This is a genomic window from Citrobacter sp. CK188, assembly GCF_030333525.1.
GTDB classification, from domain to species: Bacteria; Pseudomonadota; Gammaproteobacteria; order Enterobacterales; family Enterobacteriaceae; genus Citrobacter_B; species Citrobacter_B koseri.
Window position 1 is genome coordinate 451,902 of record NZ_JAOWFU010000029.1, and the last position, 19,865, is coordinate 471,766.

Below are 19,865 nucleotides of genomic sequence, written 5' to 3' on the forward strand. Positions count from 1 at the left end.
TGTGACTTTCACCTGAGGAATGAAGAATGCTGTACATCAACCCAGAATTTTTTTTGTCAGGCAGGACTTACAATATTCGTGCACTTCAGGTGCCCACGGCAGCACTGAGGGAGAAGATGCCGGAGACCATACGGGAAGTGAGCACTGAACGTGCCGATTTTATAGGGTGTCTGCCACTCCGCTATTCTGGGCTGTCGTTGCGGCGCAGACTTATAAGACTGATGCTGACGCTGCAGAAATATGGCGAAGCCAGTGGTGGCCCTGAAAGCCGGGGGCGGGGCGCCTTTTCACCAGCAGAAGATTATGCGCGGAGCGTTATAGATAGGGCGATGGTTCGCGGAGAACTGCGCTGCCAGCCCTCCGGTGCGATGAGCTGCGCCTTTCTGACACAGACAGAGGAACTGCGGAGCATAATGGCTGGCGTTCAGCAGGATATGGCGCAACTTCGAAAAGAAGTCAGGCGCAAAACGGATGATTTTCTTTGGCGGTTTGCAGCGGGAACAAAAGCATGAATGTACTGCTTATCAATGCTGCCCTGGCGCGCATTTTATTGCCGGCGACACCCTCATCACATTTGACATTCAGCCCGGCTGATGAATAGCTGGCAGATAGCCGGGGCGCTGGAAATCATGCCAACGCAGCAATGGTTCGTGTACGGAGCCATGCTGATAAGCGTTGCATGCGGTTTGCTGAGAACTGCCGGTAACCTGTGGGAATTGTTTCGCCTGCATCGACTGGGGCGGCGTCGGGCCGTATACTATGCTGTCAGGGTGTGGCGGGCTTCACCAGGGCTGCTGCGGGTATTTCTCATGGTGGAATGCCTCGTTGTGGATACTCTGTGTGCGCTGGTGCTGCTGGTACTAAACGGCGTCACCCTCTGGTGAAAACATACTCATCATCGGACCGGGTTCACGGATGGAAAAATTGTGCGGAAATTACGGGGCTGCCTTCTGAAGGCATCGGAGTGAAACAAGTAAGCTGATTTATTTTCCTCTATTACTGTGACTGTAGTGATTAAGCAGTGGCATCTCATCATAAATATAAAAGAAATAACCCAAATCCGGCGTCTGAAAGTCTGGCCCGGGACTAAACACGCGGAGCGCGCCCGGGTGCCGGTCAGGACTCGGTAATGACAATGTTTGTTGCAGAGGTTCTGGTGGCTCCGTCCATCAGGATTCTGTTTATTACTCATGTTTTCGGGGTTGTCATTATAACTGCATGCAGGAAGCGTCAGAAAAAAGCCCGCCGGAACGCGGGCTGGCAGGGTCAGATGTGGCTGCCGATGGACAGACACCCGGTAAGCATCAATATCATAATGCCAGTGAAGAGACTGTAAACAAGACGCATGTCATATCCTCAGAATAAAGAAACGCAGCCGCTGAGCAAAAGCGAGCCCACAATGAGACTTGCCACCATAATGTAACGATTAAGCATTGACATAACCCTTTCATAAATAAACTGTACGTATCAGTTTATTTAAATGTTAGAAATAGTCAACCGATATCGCGAACAATACTCCACTCTTTAGTTTGTCAGCGTAGTGATGCGCCCGATAAAAACAGGTCTACGGCATTTTTTACCATTACGGCGATATCTTCGCGCGTATACACAGGCATATCGTGCAGCAGGAAAAGCTCGTCAGCCTCAGCTTTAACCAGCGCAGAAAACTGTTTTGCCCTCAAATCCGGTCGGAAGGGGATAAGGTCGCCGTCCTCAATATGCTGCTCCATCAGCGTCGCAAGAGCGTTCATACTTTCCCTGACACCGGATTCATAAAAAATATCGCCGATACGTGAATGGCCTGCCTCGCCCACAACCATGCGATACAGCTGAAGCCCCTTCCAGTCCGATGTCATGGTTCCCAGCATTCCCTCGCCAAAACGTTGCAACCTTTCAGACAGGGGAAGATGGCGGTTCTCCTGACTGCAAATTTCATCGGCGGCGCGCGTCAGAAAGTTAGTGCCATAAGCCCTGACGACGGCGTCAAGGAGCATTTCCTTAGAAGAAAAATAATTATAGAGCGTGGCCTTGGAGCACTCTGCGGCTCTGGCCACACCATCCATGGAGGCGCGTTCATACCCCTGCTCGAGAAAGACTGTAGTGGCGGCGTTCAGGATGTCAGTTCGTTTCTTTTCAGTCAGCGTTCGCATGTGATTTCCCTCCTCTGGGCAATCCTATGTTAACAGAACTGCCCGGTTCATTAAAGGCGTGGATTTTTTAGTTTCATAATCAGGGTTACTGTTATGTCTTTTTTAACTTAATGAGAAGGTAACACTACATATCAGCCTGCTCTGAGATGTTTCAGTGCAACGAATTTCATCTCCGTTTTTCATGAGACGTCCGGTCGGACAGCGCAAAGTGACAACGGTTTTGCTGATAGTGAACTGCTTCCCGATAATTGATGTAGTCCAGACATTATCGATGTCCGCTTCTGGCACATAGCAGCCTTCAGCTCCATTATAGGGTGCCAGGAGGCGGAGGTTCAAATCTTCTCGTGCCGACCAAAATTCCCCTTAAGAACCAGCCTGTTATGCTGGTTTTTTATGCGAGGTATTGTTGCGGTAAAACCGGGGGTATTATCCCGACGCGAATCGATGTCAGATCACCGGGCAATTATCATTACTCCTACGGTTGATGAAGTATGTCACGATGCCCAATAGTTCGACACCATCCAGCGCCAACCCTTCTAGCGCTTCTCCATCATCAGATATCAGTTCAACTCTTTACCTGGCAATCCCCCTCGAGATCAAAAAAACAATATTTCATCATGTCAATAACCACTAAAAGTTAATGGTTTATCATTCGATTTAACCTTACAATAACTGAACTTTTTCATGTCTTAAGTTTAAGCTGGAGAAAAAATGGAGCTCAGCCGGAGGCAGTTCTTTCGAATCTGCGCGGGTGGTATGGCAGGAACAACTGTTGCATCTCTCGGATTCTTATCATCTTTTTCCGTTCATGCGGAAACACGTCAGTACAAACTCTTAAAAGCAAAAGAGACTCGTAATAACTGTACTTATTGCTCAGTAGGTTGCGGCATGCTGATGTACAGTCTTGGCGATACAGCTAAAAACGTCAAAGAAAGCATCTACCACATTGAAGGTGATCCTGATCATCCGGTCAGCCGCGGTTCTTTGTGTCCGAAAGGTGCTGGCGTGTTGGATTATATTCACAGTGAAACACGCCTGCAGTATCCCGAATATCGCGCCCCTGGTTCTGATAAATGGGAACGTATCAGTTGGGATGATGCCATCAACCGTATCGCGCGGTTAATGAAGGATGATCGCGATGCTAATTTCATCGAGAAAAACGCGCAGGGTGTGACCGTCAATCGCTGGACGACCACAGGCATGCTGTGTTCTTCGGCAGCCAGCAATGAAACCGGTATCCTCGACGACAAATTTACCCGTAGCCTGGGGATGGTCGCCATCGACTGCCAGGCTCGTCTGTGCCATGGTCCAACCGTTTCTGCGCTGGCACCAACGTTTGGTCGTGGCGCAATGACCAACAACTGGGTGGATATTAAAAACGCCAACGTGGTGCTGATTATGGGCGGCAACGCGGCTGAAGCTCACCCGGTTGGTTTTAAATGGGTGGTTGAAGCACAGACCAAAAATGACGCCACCGTTGTGGTGGTCGACCCACGTTTTAACCGTAGCGCCGCTGTTGCCGATCTCTATGCACCGATCCGTGCGGGTTCGGATACCGCGTTCCTGCTGGGTGTCATTCGGTATCTGCTGAAACACAAGCGCGTACAGTACGAATACGTACTCCATTACACCAATGCTGCTCTACTGATCCGCGAAGACTATCAGTTCAATGACGGATTATTCAGCGGCTATGACCCTAAAAAACGGCAATATGATAAATCGAGTTGGTTCTATCAGCTTGATGAGCAGGAAAATGCCCTGCGTGATGAAACGCTGAGTCATCCCCGCTGTGTCTGGAATTTACTCAAAACTCATGTCGATCGTTACACCCCGGAAATGGTGAGTCGCCTGTGCGGAACATCGGTGGAGGACTTCAATCGTATTTGCGACATTCTCGCCAGCACCAGCGTACCTGACCGCACCGCGACTATTCTGTACGCGTTGGGCTGGACACACCATTCTGCCGGGGCGCAGATCATTCGTGCGGCCGGAATGCTGCAACTGCTGTTGGGCAATATTGGTATGGCTGGCGGTGGCGTAAACGCCCTGCGTGGCCACTCAAACATTCAGGGCTATACTGACCTTGGCCTGCTGTCGACCAACCTCCCCGGGTATATGCCGCTGCCTTCCGAAAAACAGCCGGACTATCAGACCTATATCTCGCAAATTACCCCACCTGCGTTGGGCGTAAATGAAGTGAACTACTGGCAGAATACGCCGAAGTTCTTTGTCAGCATGATGAAAAGCTTCTGGGGTGATCATGCAACTGCGGAAAATAGCTGGGGTTATGACTGGCTGCCTAAATGGGATCGTCTTTATGACGTGATGACTCAGGCCGAGCTGATGCTGGAAGGCAAAATAAACGGCTACATCGTTCAGGGTTTCAATCCACTGGCTGCATTTCCCGATAAAAACAAATCGTCCCGCGCACTTTCGAAGCTGAAGTATATGGTGGTTATCGATCCACTGGTTACCGAATCATCTAACTTCTGGCAGCACCACGGCGAAATGAACGAGGTTAAACCGGAAGATATCCAGACAGAAGTGTTCCGCCTGCCGTCATCCTGTTTTGCAGAAGAGAACGGTTCAATTGCTAACTCTGGACGATGGTTACAGTGGCATTGGGCAGCGGCCGAACCGCCGGGTGAGGCGTTGCATGATGGCAAAATTCTCGGCCGTCTGTTTATGCGTCTGCGTGAGCTATACCAACAGGAAGGCGGTGCGAATCCAGAACCTCTTATGAGCATTAACTGGAACTATAAAGACCCGTATGACCCACATCCGGAAGAAATTGCCCGCGAAGCCAACGGAATAGCGCTGGCAGACCTCTACGATGATAAAGGGCAATTGATCGCGAAGAAAGGTCAACAATTGAGCAGCTTTGCTCAGCTTCGTGATGATGGCTCGACCAGCAGCTTCTGTTGGGTCTACTGTGGAAGCTGGACCGAGCAAGGTAACCAAATGGCCAATCGCGATAACAGCGATCCGTATGGTCTGGGCTGTACGCCAGGTTGGGCATGGTCCTGGCCGGCAAATCGCCGAATTCTCTACAACCGCGCCTCAGCTGACCCTGCCGGCAAGCCATGGGATGTCAAACGGGCCCTTCTACACTGGGACGGTAATAAATGGACCGGAATGGATGTGGCGGACTACAGTCAGGCCGCTCCGGGCAGTAACGTTGGGCCCTTTATCATGAATCCGGAAGGTGTCGCACGTCTGTTTTCTCTCGACAAAATGAACGACGGGCCATTCCCGGAACATTACGAACCCATTGAATCACCTATTGGTACCAACCCGCTTCATCCGGATGTTGTTTCCAGTCCGGTTGCGCGCATCTACCCTGGAGATATCGCTAATATGGGCAAATCTGACATTTTCCCATACGTCGCGACCACTTACTCGATTACCGAGCTATTCCGTCACTGGACTAAACATGCTCTTCTGAACGCCATCGCCCAACCTGATCAGTTCGTCGAAATTGGCGAAGCGCTGGCGAGCAAGAAGGGGATTACGGCAGGCGACACAGTGAAGGTCATGTCCAAACGTGGTTTTATCAAAGCGAAAGCCGTTGTAACCAAACGCCTGCAAACGCTGACAATTGACGGCAGGCAGGTGGATACAATTGGGATCCCATGCCACTGGGGATTTGAAGGGGCTACACGCAAAGGGTTCCTCGCTAACACGCTGACGCCATCCGTCGGCGACGCCAACTCACAAACACCAGAATACAAAGCATTCCTGGTTAACATTGAGCGAGCGTAAGGGAGGATCTAATGGCTATGCAATCACAAGATATTATTAAACGCTCTGCAACCAACAATATTACTCCACCGCCGCATGCACGGGATTTTCGTGCCGAAGTGGCAAAACTCATTGATGTCACGACCTGTATTGGCTGCAAAGGCTGTCAGGTAGCCTGCTCCGAATGGAACGACATCCGCGATGACGTCGGATATTGCAACGGTGTATATGACAACCCTACAGATCTCAGTGCCAAATCCTGGACTGTGATGCGTTTTAGCGAAACCACCCAGAATGAGAAGCTGGAATGGTTGATCCGCAAAGATGGCTGCATGCACTGCGCGGATCCTGGCTGTCTTAAAGCATGTCCGTCTGCAGGAGCAATCATCCAGTACGCCAACGGTATCGTCGATTTCCAGTCTGAGCACTGTATCGGTTGTGGTTACTGTATTGCCGGTTGCCCGTTTAATGTCCCACGGCTGAACCCTGAAGATAATCGTGTCTATAAATGCACGCTCTGTGTGGACAGGATCAGCGTCGGCCAGGAACCAGCCTGTGTGAAAACCTGCCCGACAGGTGCCATCCAGTTTGGCACCAAGAAAGAGATGCTGAACGTAGCGGAAACCCGTGCAACACAACTAAAAAAACGCGGATACACCAACGCGGGTGTGTACAACCCGCAAGGTGTGGGCGGTACTCATGTGATGTATGTCTTGCACCATGCCGATCAGCCGGAACTTTACCATAACTTACCGAACGATCCGCATATTGCTACCCCGGTGAATCTATGGAAAGGGATCCTCAAACCGCTTTCCGCTGCTGGATTTATCGCTACCTTTGCTGGGCTGATTTACCACTATGTAGGGATTGGGCCCAACAAAGAGACAGATGATGAGGAAAACGCTCATGAGTAAAAGCAAAATGATCCTGAGAACGAAGTTCATTGATCGTGCCTGTCACTGGACAGTAGTAATCAGTTTCTTTCTGGTAGCGCTTTCTGGTATCGCTCTGTTCTTCCCTACTCTGCAATGGTTGACCGAAACCTTTGGTACACCGCAGATGGGAAGGATATTGCATCCCTTCTTTGGCGTGCTGATCTTCGTCGTACTGATGTTTATGTTCGTCCGTTTTGTCCATCACAATATCCCTGATAAACAAGATATTCCATGGATTAAAGGTATTGTCGAGGTACTGAAAGGAAATGAACATAAAGTCGCGGATGTCGGGAAATATAATGCCGGACAGAAAATGATGTTCTGGAGCATCATGAGCCTGATCTTTGTACTACTGGTGACGGGTGTCATTATCTGGCGACCTTACTTTACCCATTATTTTCCAATCGTCGTCGTTCGCTGGAGTTTATTGATTCACGCAACTGCGGCTATCGTGCTGATCCACGCTATTTTGATTCATATGTATATGGCGTTCTGGGTGAAAGGCTCCATCACCGGCATGATCGAAGGAAAAGTCAGTCGACGGTGGGCTAAGAAACATCATCCTCGCTGGTATCGTGATGTTGAAGCTGCTGAAAAAGAAGTACAAGAAAAGACCAAATAACATCCATGAATCTCAGGTTCTCGTATACGACAGAAAGGTAAAAATAAGCTCAACCCTGAACATAAAAATGTGATTAACACTGTAGCGTCAGTCATTACTCTGGCGCTATTTTTTCTCACTGGTTTTTCCCATTTTTTCTCAACGGTATGTGTCACTATCAACAGGAAGGGTAACTTCTTGAATAATAGCGGAGAGATAGGAATTTGAACCTCGGTAGAGTTGTACCTAACACGGTTTTCGATACCGAATTTATTGTCAACACGTTAACTTTCCGTGCTGGTGTATCCGCAATATTACACTTAGTATAAATCAACAAGTTACGCATTTATCCATACTTAATAAACCAAAATTTTCTGAGCTTAAACCTGTGCTTTATAGTTACAGTCGGGAGATATGTGCGGAAGATTTTCCCGATCAATCATGTCAGCTAAGAGCGAGGAGCGGATGCGCCTGGTATTAACATGAGCAGTAATACTCTTCACTTGTCATATCGCTGCGATGCGAAACCCCACAATCTAAGGCCTGCTGTGTTTTAATACTGCAGGGTTTCATCATTTAAAGGACACGTTATGCTAATCATCTTCAGTGGCTTGCCTGGCAGCGGGAAGAGCACGATCGCTCAGGCTTTGGCAAAGCAGTTAAGCGCATTTTACTTGCGAATTGACACGATTGAGCAAGCCATACTCAAAGCCGAAGAAGGTGACCGTGAAATGGGCCCTGCCGGTTATTTTGTTGCTTACTCACTCGCCAGGGAGAATCTGCTATTAGGAGCAACAGTAATCACTGACTCAGTCAACCTACTGGCGTTAATCCGTGATGCCTATCGAGAAATCGCTTTATCTGCAAGAACCGGCTTTTTAGAAATTGAGATTATATGCTCCGATAAGATAGAACATCGTAAACGAGTAGAAACCAGAGTGTCTGAAGTAGAGGGGTTAACCCTGCCTGGAAAGATGTCACTGATTTGACTTATGAACCATGGAACAGAGAACACCTCATTCTAGACTCGAGCAGATTATCCAGTGATGAATGTGTTTCGAGGATCATCGATGTTCTTTCCCATGACTCGGTCTTGAGAAATACTCCAGCGGGAACTTAGCAATGTCCGCTCCTGGCACAAACCCGACCCTCTACCCAAAAAGCCCACTTTTAGCGGGCTTTTGGTTTTCAGCATACAGGGTTAATTTGCGCGCACCCGTATGGGAGCGGTAGCGGCGAACAGCCACGGGCGGGCGTTGCTTTCTACGCGAGGGGATAATGTTTCTCTTACCTGCTGATGGTACTCATCAATCCACAGTTTTTCTGCCTCGCTAAGCAGATGCAATTCCACGAGACTTAAGTCGATCGGCACCTGCGTCAGTGTGGAGAATTTGCAGAAACCAGGACGGCTTTCGATAATTTCGACCTGATTTTCAATGCGGATACCGTATTGTCCGGCGAGGTAATAGCCCGGCTCTATCGTAATGATGTTGCCCGCCACCAGCGGCCAGGGGTTCACTTTTTTGGCGATACGGTGTGGCTGCTCATGAATCAATAGCTGATGGCCTACGCCGTGTCCCGCACCGTGATCGTAATCCAGACCAAGATCCCAAAGCGCCCGGCGGGTAAAGGCGTCAAGCTGGTGTCCCTGAGTTCCGCTGGGGAATTGCAGGGTAATCAGCGACAAAAAGCCCTTCAACACAGCGGTGTAGTGTAACCGACGCTGCGGCTCCTGCGGCCCAAATGCGAGGGTACGGGTCGTGTCTGTCGTACCATTCTGATATTGACCGCCCGAATCGTTCAGGTACATCTCCTGGGTTGTGACTGGCGCGTTTGTTTTCTCGCTTGAATGATAGTGGCACATGGCGGCATTGCCTGCCGATGCAGAAATGGTGTTAAAGCTCTGCTCAAGAAATCCCGGTTGTTGCTGGCGATAAGCCCGCTGTTTTTCCTGGGCTTCCAGCTCCGTTATTGGATTGCCTGCGGCTTCACGCAGCGGCACTTCGTGCGCCAGCCAGGCGAGGAAATTAACCCAGGCGGCGCCGTCCTGCTCATGGCATTCGCGGTATCCTGCCAGCTCGGTTTCGTTCTTGTGCGCTTTCATCAGCGTAATCGGATCTGCTGACCAGATGACGTCACCGCCATGCTGCTCAATAGCGAAGCGCAGGGCGACCGGGGCGAAATCTTTATCAACCAGGAAACGCTTTCCGGCCGCGCGTTGCTGACAGCGTGCAAGGAACTCACCCGGCGGGGAAATGGTCAGCGTGCTGAGCAAACTTGCAGGTAACTGCTGAGTTTTCTTTTCATCAACAAACCATTCCAGTTCGCCCGTGCGGTGCAATAACGCAAACGAGAAAGGAACAGGCACCATGTTGAGGTCGCTGCCGCGCACGTTCAGCATCCAGGCGATATTATCCGGCAGGGTGATCGGCAGGTAATCCGCCTGCTGTTTTGCCAGTTCGTCGAGAATGCGCGCGCGTTTCTGCGTGCTGCGTTCACCGCTGATTTCAACGGGCATTTCCCGGATGATGCCGCAGGGGGCGGCGGGGCGGTTTTGCCATACAACGTCGAACGGATCGCTGTCTAACGCCACCAGTTCGCAGTGGGTGGCTGAGAGTGTCTCAAACTGGCTGTTGACCATCAGCAGAGGTTCGAAGGCAATACGTGCGCCGGAGGCAACCTGTTCCTGCAAATACTCCGCAAGCGGCTCGTTATGCAGGTGATGAATTTCAAAATCATTACGATCGACTTCGGCGCGGGCCTGAACCTGGTAGCGGCCATCCACAAACAGCAATGCGCGGTCGCGAAGCACTAACGCCAGTCCGGCAGAACCGCTAAAGCCCGTTAACCAGGCCAGTTTATTATCGTGTGGCGTGCAGTCCTCGCTTTGATGAGCATCGGCGCGAGGAACGATCATGCCATCCAGCCCCTGTGCAATCAGGAGATTACGCAGGGCGGAAAGGGGAGTTGGGTTGCTCATAGACACCTTCATGCCTTAACGGAACGGCGGTTCGTTGAATGTGCGCAGTTTACGTGAGTGCAGGCGATCGCCTTCTGCGCGTAACAGATCAATGGCGCGAATGCCGATTTGCAGGTGCTCCGAAATCGCACCTTCATAAAAACGGTTAGCCTGGCCGGGAAGTTTAATCTCACCGTGCAACGGTTTGTCGGAAACGCACAATAGCGTGCCGTAAGGTACACGGAAGCGATAGCCCTGGGCGGCAATTGTGGCGCTTTCCATATCAATGGCGACGGCGCGGCTCAGGTTGAAACGCAATGCGGAGGCGGAGTAGCGTAACTCCCAGTTACGATCATCGGTGGTGACGACCGTACCGGTACGCAGCCGCTGCTTAACCTCTTCGCCAGGCATACCGCTCACCATTTTTGTGGCGTCATACAGTGCGCGCTGAACTTCTGCGATGCTGGGGATGGGAATATCGGGCGGCAGTACGGCATCGAGCACATGATCGTCACGTAAGTAGGCGTGCGCCAGCACATAGTCGCCAATCGCCTGGCTTTCACGCAGGCCGCCGCAGTGACCAATCATCAGCCAGACGTCCGGGCGCAGTACCGCCAGATGATCGCAAATAGTCTTGGCGTTTGACGGCCCGACGCCAATATTCACCAGCGTAATCCCCTGGCCGTCAGCCGTAATCAGGTGCCAGGCTGGCATCTGGTGTTTTTTCCACGCCAGATCGGAGATGGCTTCTTCGGGAGCCTCGGTTTCTGCGGTGATCCAGATCCCGCCAGCACAGGAAAGTGCGATATAGGGACTGTCCGGGTCCAGAATCTGGCTGCATCCCCAGCGCACAAATTCGTCTACATAGCGGGTGTAGTTGGTAAACAGAACAAAGGGCTGAAAATGTTCAACTGGCGTCCCCGTGTAGTGACGCAGTCGCGCCAGCGAGAAATCGACACGGCGCGCGTCGAAGTGAGAGAGCGGATAAAACTCACCGGGGTGGAACAAACCGTCTGCGGTCTCGTCGCCAATCTGCGCCAGTTCAGTGGTGGGGAAAAAGCGCGTCAATCCGGCGCTCATGGAGCGGTCAAGCGACAGCTCGGAACCGTCAATGACATAAGGATACGGAATTTCATGATGGGACGGTTCAACCGCAATATGCGCGTCATAATCCTGATACAGCAGCGTTAATTGCTCTTCAAGGTAAGGGCGAAACAGCGCAGGACGGGTGATGGTTGTGGTGTAGCAGCCAGCATGGGTAAAGCGGCCATAGGCGCGGGTCTTGGGGGGATTCGTCGCATTGCCGCTCCAGGAGACGGAAAGCGATGGGTAAACAAAAAGGCCATTATTTCGGGCTGTAATGTCTGGAAGCTCCCCGTTTTCAACATACTTACCAATTGCGTTACGCAGAGCCTGAACCGCTTGCTCGTAGAGTTCGTCCAGTTTATCCAGCGCCTGAGACGGGGTCAGGCCGGCACCCTTATTATTCATGTCTGTCTCCTTGTTCCACAGGTGTACTGCTCTCCCGATAGTATGTCACAGGAATGTGAAACAAAAGTCAGACGTTGCGTAAGAACAGACGGAGGCCAGACGGCCCCCGTACAGGGATTAGACGTGTGGTTTATTTTTCATCAACAGCGCCGTAACGGCAGAGATCAGGCAGCCTGCCAGCAGGTAAATGGCAACGCTGTGCCAGTTCCCATCGGAGAAGGTGACCAGTGCGGCGGCGATAAAGGGAGTGAACCCGCCGCCCACGACGCTGGCGACCTGGTAACCGACTCCGGCACCGCTGTAGCGATAACCTGCACCGAACATGCCGGTAAACATCGGCTGCTGTACGCAGACCACCATATCATGAGCAATATTGGCCAGCATGATGGAGAAGAACACAATCCAGAAGATTGACTGGGCTTCAAGCGCCATAAAAAACGGGAATGCGCTGAGCGTACCGATTAAGGCACCTGTAATATAGACACGCCGACGACCGAAGCGGTCCGCAAGCCAGGCAAAGCAGGGGATCGTCAGGCAGCTTAGTCCCCCCACCAGCAGACCGATATTCAGAAAAAGCTCACGCGGAAGCCCCAGATTTTGGGTGGAGTAGTTCAGGGCGAACGCGGTGACGATATACATCGTCAGCAGCTCGCACAGGCGCAGGCCGATGATTTTCAGAAATGCGCCAGGGTGACGGCTCAACGCCTCCATGACCGGCAAGCGTTTTTTCGCCGGTGGTGTTTCCTGTTTTTGCTGTTCAAATTCGGCGGACTCTTCCATGCCATTGCGCACCCATAAGGCGCCAAGCACCAGAATAATGCTAAACAAGAATGGGATGCGCCAGCCCCAACTCAGAAACTGTTCATCGGTCGTCAGCGTGCTGATCAGCGAGACCAGACCGGTCGAGAGCAGCAGCCCTACGCCATAACCCACCTGAACGCCGCTGCTGTAAAACGCTTTTTTGTTCTCCGGCGCGCTTTCAACCGACAGCAATGCCGCGCCACCCCATTCGCCACCGACGGCAAAACCCTGGACAGCCCGTAATATCACCAGTAGTACCGGCGCCCACCAGCCTATAGTGGCGAAAGAAGGGAGGATGCCAATCAGTGCGGTAGCGATACCCATCATCCATACGGTCAGCATCAGCATACGCTTGCGGCCCAGACGATCGCCGAAGTGGCCGAAGATCACACCCCCCAGCGGGCGAAACAGAAAGCCAACGCCGAAGGTGGCAAACGCCGCGAGTGTGCCCATCGCCGGGCTGATTTGCGGGAAGAATTCACGATTAAACACCAGGGCAGCGGTGATGCCATAGAGCAGAAAATCGTACCAGTCGACGACTGCGCCAGCGAAGCTTCCTAATGCGGCGCGGCGCGCGCGATTAAGCGAAGGCGTCTCATCCTGGGGACGCGTGGAGGTGAGGGTGGAATCCATAGTTATCCTGTCTGTGCTGTTTTTTTAGTTATTAGTATGGAGAAATGATTACTCATATTGCTGCCGACATATTAACGGCCTTTATGAGACTACCGCGACAGACGGAAAGAGAAAATGATTTTATCCGTCACGCGCAGACAAAATGAAAAATAGTACGGAGCCCCGGTTGAAATCGCCTTGTATCTCAGGGTTGTTAACGTTAATTGTTATGATATAACATATCCAATTAATGGTTCGATCATGGAAGAGGTTAAGTATTGTGCAATTCGTCGCATCCAGTGATAACCCGGCGAGTGCTCTAAGCGTCAATATTGCGTCGCTACAGCGACCCGGAGGCGGAGAACTGCTTTGTGCAATTCGCTTTGAGGTTGAGGAAGGGAAATGCCTGGCTGTTATTGGGCCTAACGGCAGCGGTAAAACGTCTTTACTGAGGGCAATAAGTCAGGAACTCCCCCTTCAGAAGGGCGATATTCAACTACTGGGCCGGTCTGTTTCGGCGCTGTCGCGGCAGCAGCGGGCAAAGCAGATCGCCGTTCTGGCGCAAAATGATACGCCCGATCTGAGGCTGGCTCTTGAGGATTATGTGGCGCTGGGGCGTATCCCGCACGCCCGGGATGCACTACGCGACAGGCATGATGCCATCGTGACGAAGGCCATTAAAGAGACGGGATTACTGGCGTTGCGAAAGCGGTCGCTGTCTGCGCTTTCTGGCGGAGAAAGGCAGCGGGCGGCGCTGGCGCGGGTGTTAGCTCAGATGCCGAGCCTGGTGCTGCTTGATGAGCCAACCAACCATCTGGATCCCTCCGGTCGGGTGGAACTGCTTTCGTTGGTGAAAAACAAGGGGATAACGGTGGTGGCGGTATTGCACGATCTGTCGCTGATTGAATCTTTTGCTGACCGCGTTCTTCTTCTGTCGCAGGGAAGAATGGTGCTCTGCGACACACCGGAGCGTGTGCTGGTGTCTGAAAACCTTTATCCCGTTTTTGGGTTGACCTGCTTTACCGTACCACACCCTGATACGGGGAAAGCGTTACGTATTTTTGAAGTTCCTGGCTATGCATAATAAATATCTGAGGATTGTGATGAAAAAATTGCTTGCAGGCATGGTTGCTATTTTGTCGGTATCGGCAGTAGAGGCTGCGGATTTTCCTGTCACCATAGAGAGTTGTGGAACACCCGTGACGTTCACGGAACCGCCAAAGCGAGCGATTATTAATGACCTTAATATGTCTGAAATGGCGTTCGCTCTGAATTTACAGGATCGTATCGTCGGTCTGACCGGTATCAGCGGGTGGTACAAAATGACGCCGGAATTTAAAAAAGCAATGGGGTCGATCCCTGAACTGGCACCAAAATATCCCTCTCTGGAAACATTGCTGGCGGTTAATCCAGATTTCTTTTTCGCAGGCTGGAATTATGGCATGAAAGTAGGGGGTGAAGTGACGCCTTCTTCACTCAATCAAATATGGCATCAAGACTTTTGTTCTGAGCGAAAGTTGCGTCTTTACTGCCGCGCATAAGCGTAAAGCCAGTATGGATCTACTTTATAATGACGTACTGACGCTGGGGAAGATTTTTGGTAAGCAAGATGACGCTCGGGCGCTGGTTAATCGCTGGAAAAAGACGCTGGAGGCGCTGCCCAAACCGCCGAAAGGAACCCGACCATTAAGCGTGTTTGTTTATGATTCGGGAGAGGATAAACCTTTTACCAGCGGGAAATACGCGATGCCTGACGCCATTATTGAAGCGGCTGGTGGTAAAAATGCGATGGAGGCGCTGGATATCAGTTGGGGCACAACTTCCTGGGAAAGTGTGGCTGCCACTGAGCCGGACTTTATCATTCTGCTGGATTATCAAACGGGAAGTGGGGCTGATGAGCTTCGTCACTTCCTGGAAAATCACCCGTTGATGAAACTCACGCCAGCGGTGAAACACCAACGTTATCTGAAGCTGCAATATGCTGAACTGACGCCAGGCCCTGCGAATGTCAAAGCAGTAGAAAAACTGGCTCGGGCCATGTATCAGACGGCTGCACAATGAGTTTTACTTCGTACCGTTACCACTGGGCGATGTGGAGCGCGGTGGTGGTACTGGCAGGATTAATGTTACTCAGTATTGCCAAAGGCGCTGTTTCGTTATCGCTGTTGCAGGTGCTGGGAGCGATGGGGATTGCAGATGTGCCGGTATCGGATATGGTCAGCAGAATTGTGATTGACTTACGCGTGCCGAGGACGCTCCTCTCTGTACTTACAGGGGCAGGGCTGGCGATAGTGGGCGCGTTGTTGCAGACCACCACACGTAATGATCTTGCCGATCCATTTTTATTTGGGCTGTCATCGGGCGCATCGGCGGGCGCGGTGCTGGTCATTACCCGATTCGGCAATCAGCTTGGCACGCTGACGCTCCCCGTATCGGCATTTGTTGGTGGGATCTGCTCCGCTATGGCGGTGATGTTACTGTTCCACTTCAAAAAGCAACGCGGGGCTGAGCAGTTAATTATCAGTGGGCTTGCTATCTCCTTTCTGTTTGGCGCGTTAACCAGCTATTTCATTTTTTCTGGCGATCAACGTGCCGCCAGTTCCGTGCTGTTCTGGTCACTGGGCGGCCTGGGATTAGCCAGTTGGGGCAATCTGCCTTTCGCCTTACTGAGCCTGATATTACTGAGCGCTTTTATTCTGCTGCGATGGCGTGCGCTGGATGGCATGCTGGCTGGTGAGCAGACGGCGTTATCGCTGGGGATTAACGTCAGCCGCCTGCGGATGGAAATTTTCCTGTGCTGCGCGCTGGCGACCTCTTTCTTAGTGGCACTGACAGGAGTGATCGGCTTTGTCGGGCTGATGGTGCCACATCTGTGTCGGTACTTTTCTGGCGTTAAACATCTGCTTTTACTGCCTCTTTGTGGTGTCTGGGGGGCTGTGCTGTTGTGCGGCGGCGATATTGTCAGCCGAACGTTGCTGACTTCGCAGGAACTGCCTGTCGGCATTATTACGGCGGGTATTGGCGGTTTGTTTATTATTGTATTGCTCGCCAGAACGTCGTCAATATGACGGCCAGAAACGGTAAGCGGCTGGAACGTATACCTGATTGTGGTTGTTCGGAGTACAGAAAAGCAAAAAGCCCGCTAAAAAGCGGGCTTTTCTAAATTTGGCTCCTCTGACTGGACTCGAACCAGTGACATACGGATTAACAGTCCGCCGTTCTACCGACTGAACTACAGAGGAATCGTGTGAACGGGGCGCATATTAACGACGCCCACGATCATTGTCAAAGGGTGAAATGCGATTGCGCGTTCGTTTGCTGACAAAATCAACAAAGCGATGATCTTTCATTCGGCCGCTATTTTGCGCCATTCTGGTGCAAACGTACCTCTTATGGGGCAGATCGGAAACTGTTGTTAACGTTAAAAACGTTGTCTTGTAATCACATTCTCTTATTTGACAGCAGGTTAGCATAAAAATCAGCGTCGGCCAGAAACTGGCAAGCCTTTTGCAAAATCCTTCATAACATGACAGCCAGTATCATGACTGGTATTCCTGACAGGAGGCAAAATGAACTTCAGACGACTGAAATACTTTGTGAAAATCGTCGACATCGGTAGCCTGACGCAGGCCGCGGAAGTATTACACATTGCGCAACCCGCACTCAGCCAGCAGGTCGCTACGCTGGAAGGGGAACTGGATCAGCAATTGTTGATTCGGACAAAGCGCGGCGTGACGCCGACTGAAGCAGGAAAAATCCTGTATACCCATGCGCGAACGATTTTGCGTCAGTGTGAACAGGCACAGCTGGCGGTTAATAACGTCGGGCAAACGCTGAGGGGGCAGGTGTCTATTGGTCTGGCGCCGGGAACGGCTGCCTCGTCGGTGACGATGCCGCTGCTACAGGCCGTGCGGGCGGAATTGCCAGAGGTGTTGGTCTACCTGCATGAAAACAGCGGGGTGGTGCTGAATGATAAATTACTCAGCGGCCAACTTGATATGGCGGTTCTTTACGAGCGTTCTCCGGTGGCCGGTATTACCAGCCAGCCGCTGCTGAAAGAAGATCTTTTTCTGGTGGGAACCCGGGATTGCCCTGGGCCGAGCGTGGATTTAACGGCGGTTGCGGAGATGAACCTTTTCCTTCCTCGCGACTATAGCGCCGTTCGTTCGCGTGTGGATGAAGCCTTTTCCTTACGCCGATTGACCGCAAAAGTGATTGGTGAAATCGAATCCATCGCGACATTAACAGCGGCTATCGCCAGTGGGATGGGGGTGACGGTGTTACCGGAGTCGGCAGCCCGATCGTTAAGCGGCGCGGCAAATGGCTGGATGGCGCGTATCACCACGCCGTCGATGAGTTTACCGCTGTCGCTGAATATGTCGGCGAGGGGGAGTCTGACGCCGCAGGCACAGGCAGTGAAAGAGATCCTGATGTCGCTGGTGAGCCGCCCTATGCTGGAAAACCGTGAGCTTCTGCTGGTGAGCTAAGCGTTATTCCATCGCGGTATAAGATGCAGGTTTTTATTATTTGTTATGCCGGGCTTCAGACTTTAACAATAGCGTCATGTCTGATGTCTTCGGAGCGAAGCGTGAATTTCCAGCAACTTAAAATCATCCGCGAGGCGGCCCGTCAGGATTACAACCTGACTGAAGTCGCCAATATGCTTTATACCTCTCAGTCGGGAGTGAGTCGGCATATTCGCGAGCTTGAAGATGAGCTCGGTATTGAAATTTTTATCCGGCGCGGCAAGCGCCTGCTCGGGATGACAGAACCGGGTAAGGCGCTGCTGGTCATCGCCGAGCGCATTCTGAATGAGGCCAGCAATGTTCGCAGACTGGCCGACCTGTTCACCAATGATACATCTGGCGTACTGACCATTGCCACGACGCACACCCAGGCGCGATATAGCTTGCCGGAAGTGATCAAAGCCTTTCGCGAGATTTTCCCGGAAGTCCGACTGGAGCTTATTCAGGGCACGCCGCAGGAGATAGAGGGGCTGTTGCAAAACGGTGGCGCGGATATCGGCATTGCCAGTGAGCGTCTGAGTAATGATCCGTTGCTGGTGGCCTTTCCCTGGTTTCGCTGGCACCACAGTTTATTAGTACCTCGCGATCATCCCCTGGTGCAGACCTCGCCACTGACGCTGGAAGCGATCGCGCACTGGCCGCTAATCACTTATCGCCAGGGCATTACAGGGCGCTCCCGTATTGATGAAGCCTTCTCCCGCAAAGGGTTGTTGCCGGATATTGTCCTGAGCGCTCAGGATTCTGATGTGATCAAAACGTACGTTGCTCTGGGGCTGGGGATTGGATTGGTCGCCGAGCAATCCAGCGGCGAGCAGGAAGAGGGGGCGCTGACGCGTCTTGATACCCGACATTTATTTGATGCCAATACCGTCTGGCTGGGGCTGAAGCGCGGACAGTTACAGCGCAACTACGTCTGGCGGTTTATTGAGTTGTGTAATGCGGGGCTGTCTGTCGAAGATATTAAGCGGCAGGTGATGGAGTCGGATGAGGCGGTCATTGATTATCAGATATAAAGCAAGAAGCCCGCTAAAAAGCGGGCTTCTTTAAATTTGGCTCCTCTGACTGGACTCGAACCAGTGACATACGGATTAACAGTCCGCCGTTCTACCGACTGAACTACAGAGGAATCGTGTGAACGAGGCGAATAATACTGACCGCTCTGTAACGTGTCAACAGTAAAATTCGCACGTCATTTCAATTGGTTAATTAATCTTCAAAACCGCGATTTAATGGACGTGTGATGTCGGTATATTGTCCTCTTCTGGGTTATCACGCAGTCGCAGTAAGGGGGCCTGGCGATAAAACTGACAAAAACGTTGCCACAATGCCGGGAAACGCGGGGCGAACAGTTCCGGGGCGCTGAAGAAGTATTCTGACAGAACCGCAAAGCATTCAGCAGGGTCGGTTGCTGCGTAAGCATCAATGCTGGATGCGGTTTCGCCCACAAGATCAATTTCATCCTGAATATTGTTCATGGCCGCGTGGAGATCGTGCTCCCAACTGGCCACTTCGCGCAGAGGAATCAACGGGATGCCGCTGGCCCGGTCGCCATTGCGCATATCAAGTTTATGCGCCACTTCATGGATAATCAGATTGAAGCCGGACGCATCGAAGGAGTCCTGGATATCAAGCCAGTTCAGAATTATTGGGCCTTGCTGCCAGCTTTGCCCGGACTGGACAACGCGCTGGTTATGCACCAGACCAATATCATCTTCCCATTCATCATCCACAACAAAAGGCACAGGGTAGATTAGCACTTCATGGAAGCCATCGAGCCATTCGATGCCCAGCTCCAGCACCGGGAGACAAAAAAGCAGCGCAATACGCGCGCTTTTCAACGCATCCAGTTCAAATCCCTGAAGAGCGACCAACCTTTTTTGCTGTAAAAAACGCTCGGCCAGCGCAATTAATCTGGCTTGCTCTTGCGCGGTCAGGTTGACCAGAAGGGGAATTGCCAGGGCGTCATCCCACGGCAAGGCCGCATTCTGGTCTGTTTCGTGTACTTTCCAGGGCCACTTAATCATCGTTTTGCTCGCAAACTCGTCACTT

General features: G+C 51.7%; 14 protein-coding genes, 2 tRNA genes and 1 pseudogene. 10 read left to right on the forward strand and 7 right to left on the reverse strand.

Annotated elements, in window-relative coordinates; translation table 11 throughout:
- Nucleotides 1-26: 26 nt before the first annotated feature.
- Nucleotides 27-512, forward strand: a complete 486-nt coding sequence (locus OGV67_RS07440) for a hypothetical protein (RefSeq protein ID WP_286465203.1) — start codon at nt 27-29, stop codon at nt 510-512.
- Nucleotides 513-1,532: 1,020 nt separating this feature from the next.
- On the opposite strand, the gene OGV67_RS07445 is transcribed toward OGV67_RS07440, so the two are convergent.
- Nucleotides 1,533-2,150, reverse strand: a complete 618-nt coding sequence (locus tag OGV67_RS07445) for a TetR/AcrR family transcriptional regulator (RefSeq protein WP_200064999.1) — start codon at nt 2,148-2,150, stop codon at nt 1,533-1,535.
- A 711-nt stretch (nt 2,151-2,861) separates the two neighbouring features.
- Here OGV67_RS07445 and fdnG point away from each other — a divergent pair.
- The 4 genes from fdnG (at nt 2,862) to OGV67_RS07465 (ending at nt 8,416) form a co-directional block, all read left to right on the forward strand.
- Complete coding sequence (gene fdnG / locus OGV67_RS07450; protein WP_072025323.1) at nt 2,862-5,912, forward strand: formate dehydrogenase-N subunit alpha; 3,051 nt, start codon at nt 2,862-2,864, stop codon at nt 5,910-5,912.
- Between the two features lie 11 nt (nt 5,913-5,923).
- A complete protein-coding gene (fdxH, locus tag OGV67_RS07455) occupies nt 5,924-6,805 on the forward strand; it encodes a formate dehydrogenase subunit beta (RefSeq protein ID WP_047462820.1) in 882 nt (293 codons plus the stop codon).
- Nucleotides 6,798-7,448, forward strand: a complete 651-nt coding sequence (fdnI, locus tag OGV67_RS07460) for a formate dehydrogenase-N subunit gamma (protein WP_058669333.1) — start codon at nt 6,798-6,800, stop codon at nt 7,446-7,448. Before fdxH ends, fdnI begins: the two co-directional genes overlap by 8 nt.
- Nucleotides 7,449-8,017: 569 nt before the next feature.
- Nucleotides 8,018-8,416: a P-loop nucleotide/nucleoside kinase family protein gene (locus OGV67_RS07465; RefSeq protein WP_306685497.1), complete on the forward strand. Its 399-nt coding sequence runs from the start codon at nt 8,018-8,020 to the stop codon at nt 8,414-8,416.
- 212 nt (nt 8,417-8,628) lie between these two features.
- On the opposite strand, the gene OGV67_RS07470 is transcribed toward OGV67_RS07465, so the two are convergent.
- The 3 genes from OGV67_RS07470 to shiA form a co-directional block, all read right to left on the reverse strand.
- Nucleotides 8,629-10,407: an aminopeptidase P family protein gene (locus OGV67_RS07470; protein ID WP_071258828.1), complete on the reverse strand. Its 1,779-nt coding sequence runs from the start codon at nt 10,405-10,407 to the stop codon at nt 8,629-8,631.
- Nucleotides 10,408-10,422: 15 nt separating this feature from the next.
- The gene (locus OGV67_RS07475) at nt 10,423-11,877 is read right to left on the reverse strand and encodes an AMP nucleosidase (RefSeq protein ID WP_071258825.1); all 1,455 of its coding nucleotides are present in this window, start codon (nt 11,875-11,877) and stop codon (nt 10,423-10,425) included.
- A 117-nt stretch (nt 11,878-11,994) separates the two neighbouring features.
- Entirely contained in the window at nt 11,995-13,311 is a 1,317-nt protein-coding gene (gene shiA, locus OGV67_RS07480; RefSeq protein WP_012131820.1) for a shikimate transporter, read from the reverse strand.
- 229 nt (nt 13,312-13,540) lie between these two features.
- On the opposite strand from shiA, the gene OGV67_RS07485 reads away from it, so the two are divergent.
- From OGV67_RS07485 to OGV67_RS07495, 3 genes and pseudogenes are all read left to right on the forward strand, one after another.
- Nucleotides 13,541-14,374, forward strand: a complete 834-nt coding sequence (locus tag OGV67_RS07485) for an ABC transporter ATP-binding protein (protein ID WP_225622020.1) — start codon at nt 13,541-13,543, stop codon at nt 14,372-14,374.
- A gap of 19 nt (nt 14,375-14,393) precedes the next feature.
- Nucleotides 14,394-15,351, forward strand: a pseudogene (locus tag OGV67_RS07490) (ABC transporter substrate-binding protein).
- Nucleotides 15,348-16,358, forward strand: a complete 1,011-nt coding sequence (locus tag OGV67_RS07495; protein WP_071258819.1) for a FecCD family ABC transporter permease — start codon at nt 15,348-15,350, stop codon at nt 16,356-16,358. The pseudogene OGV67_RS07490 and the gene OGV67_RS07495 overlap by 4 nt, the downstream one beginning before the upstream one ends.
- Before the next feature lie 98 nt (nt 16,359-16,456).
- On the opposite strand, the gene OGV67_RS07500 is transcribed toward OGV67_RS07495, so the two are convergent.
- Nucleotides 16,457-16,532, reverse strand: a tRNA-Asn gene (locus OGV67_RS07500).
- A gap of 327 nt (nt 16,533-16,859) precedes the next feature.
- On the opposite strand from OGV67_RS07500, the gene nac reads away from it, so the two are divergent.
- Nucleotides 16,860-17,777 carry a nitrogen assimilation transcriptional regulator NAC gene (gene nac, locus OGV67_RS07505; protein ID WP_047462844.1) on the forward strand — a complete coding sequence of 306 codons (918 nt, stop codon included), beginning with the start codon at nt 16,860-16,862 and terminating at the stop codon, nt 17,775-17,777.
- 101 nt (nt 17,778-17,878) lie between these two features.
- Nucleotides 17,879-18,829, forward strand: coding sequence for an HTH-type transcriptional regulator Cbl (gene cbl / locus OGV67_RS07510; protein ID WP_024130225.1), 951 nt, complete (start codon nt 17,879-17,881; stop codon nt 18,827-18,829).
- A gap of 37 nt (nt 18,830-18,866) precedes the next feature.
- Here cbl and OGV67_RS07515 read toward each other — a convergent pair.
- A tRNA-Asn gene (locus OGV67_RS07515) sits at nt 18,867-18,942 on the reverse strand.
- 100 nt (nt 18,943-19,042) lie between these two features.
- The gene (gene mtfA, locus OGV67_RS07520; RefSeq protein WP_286465207.1) at nt 19,043-19,840 is read right to left on the reverse strand and encodes a DgsA anti-repressor MtfA; all 798 of its coding nucleotides are present in this window, start codon (nt 19,838-19,840) and stop codon (nt 19,043-19,045) included.
- Nucleotides 19,841-19,865: the final 25 nt, after the last annotated feature.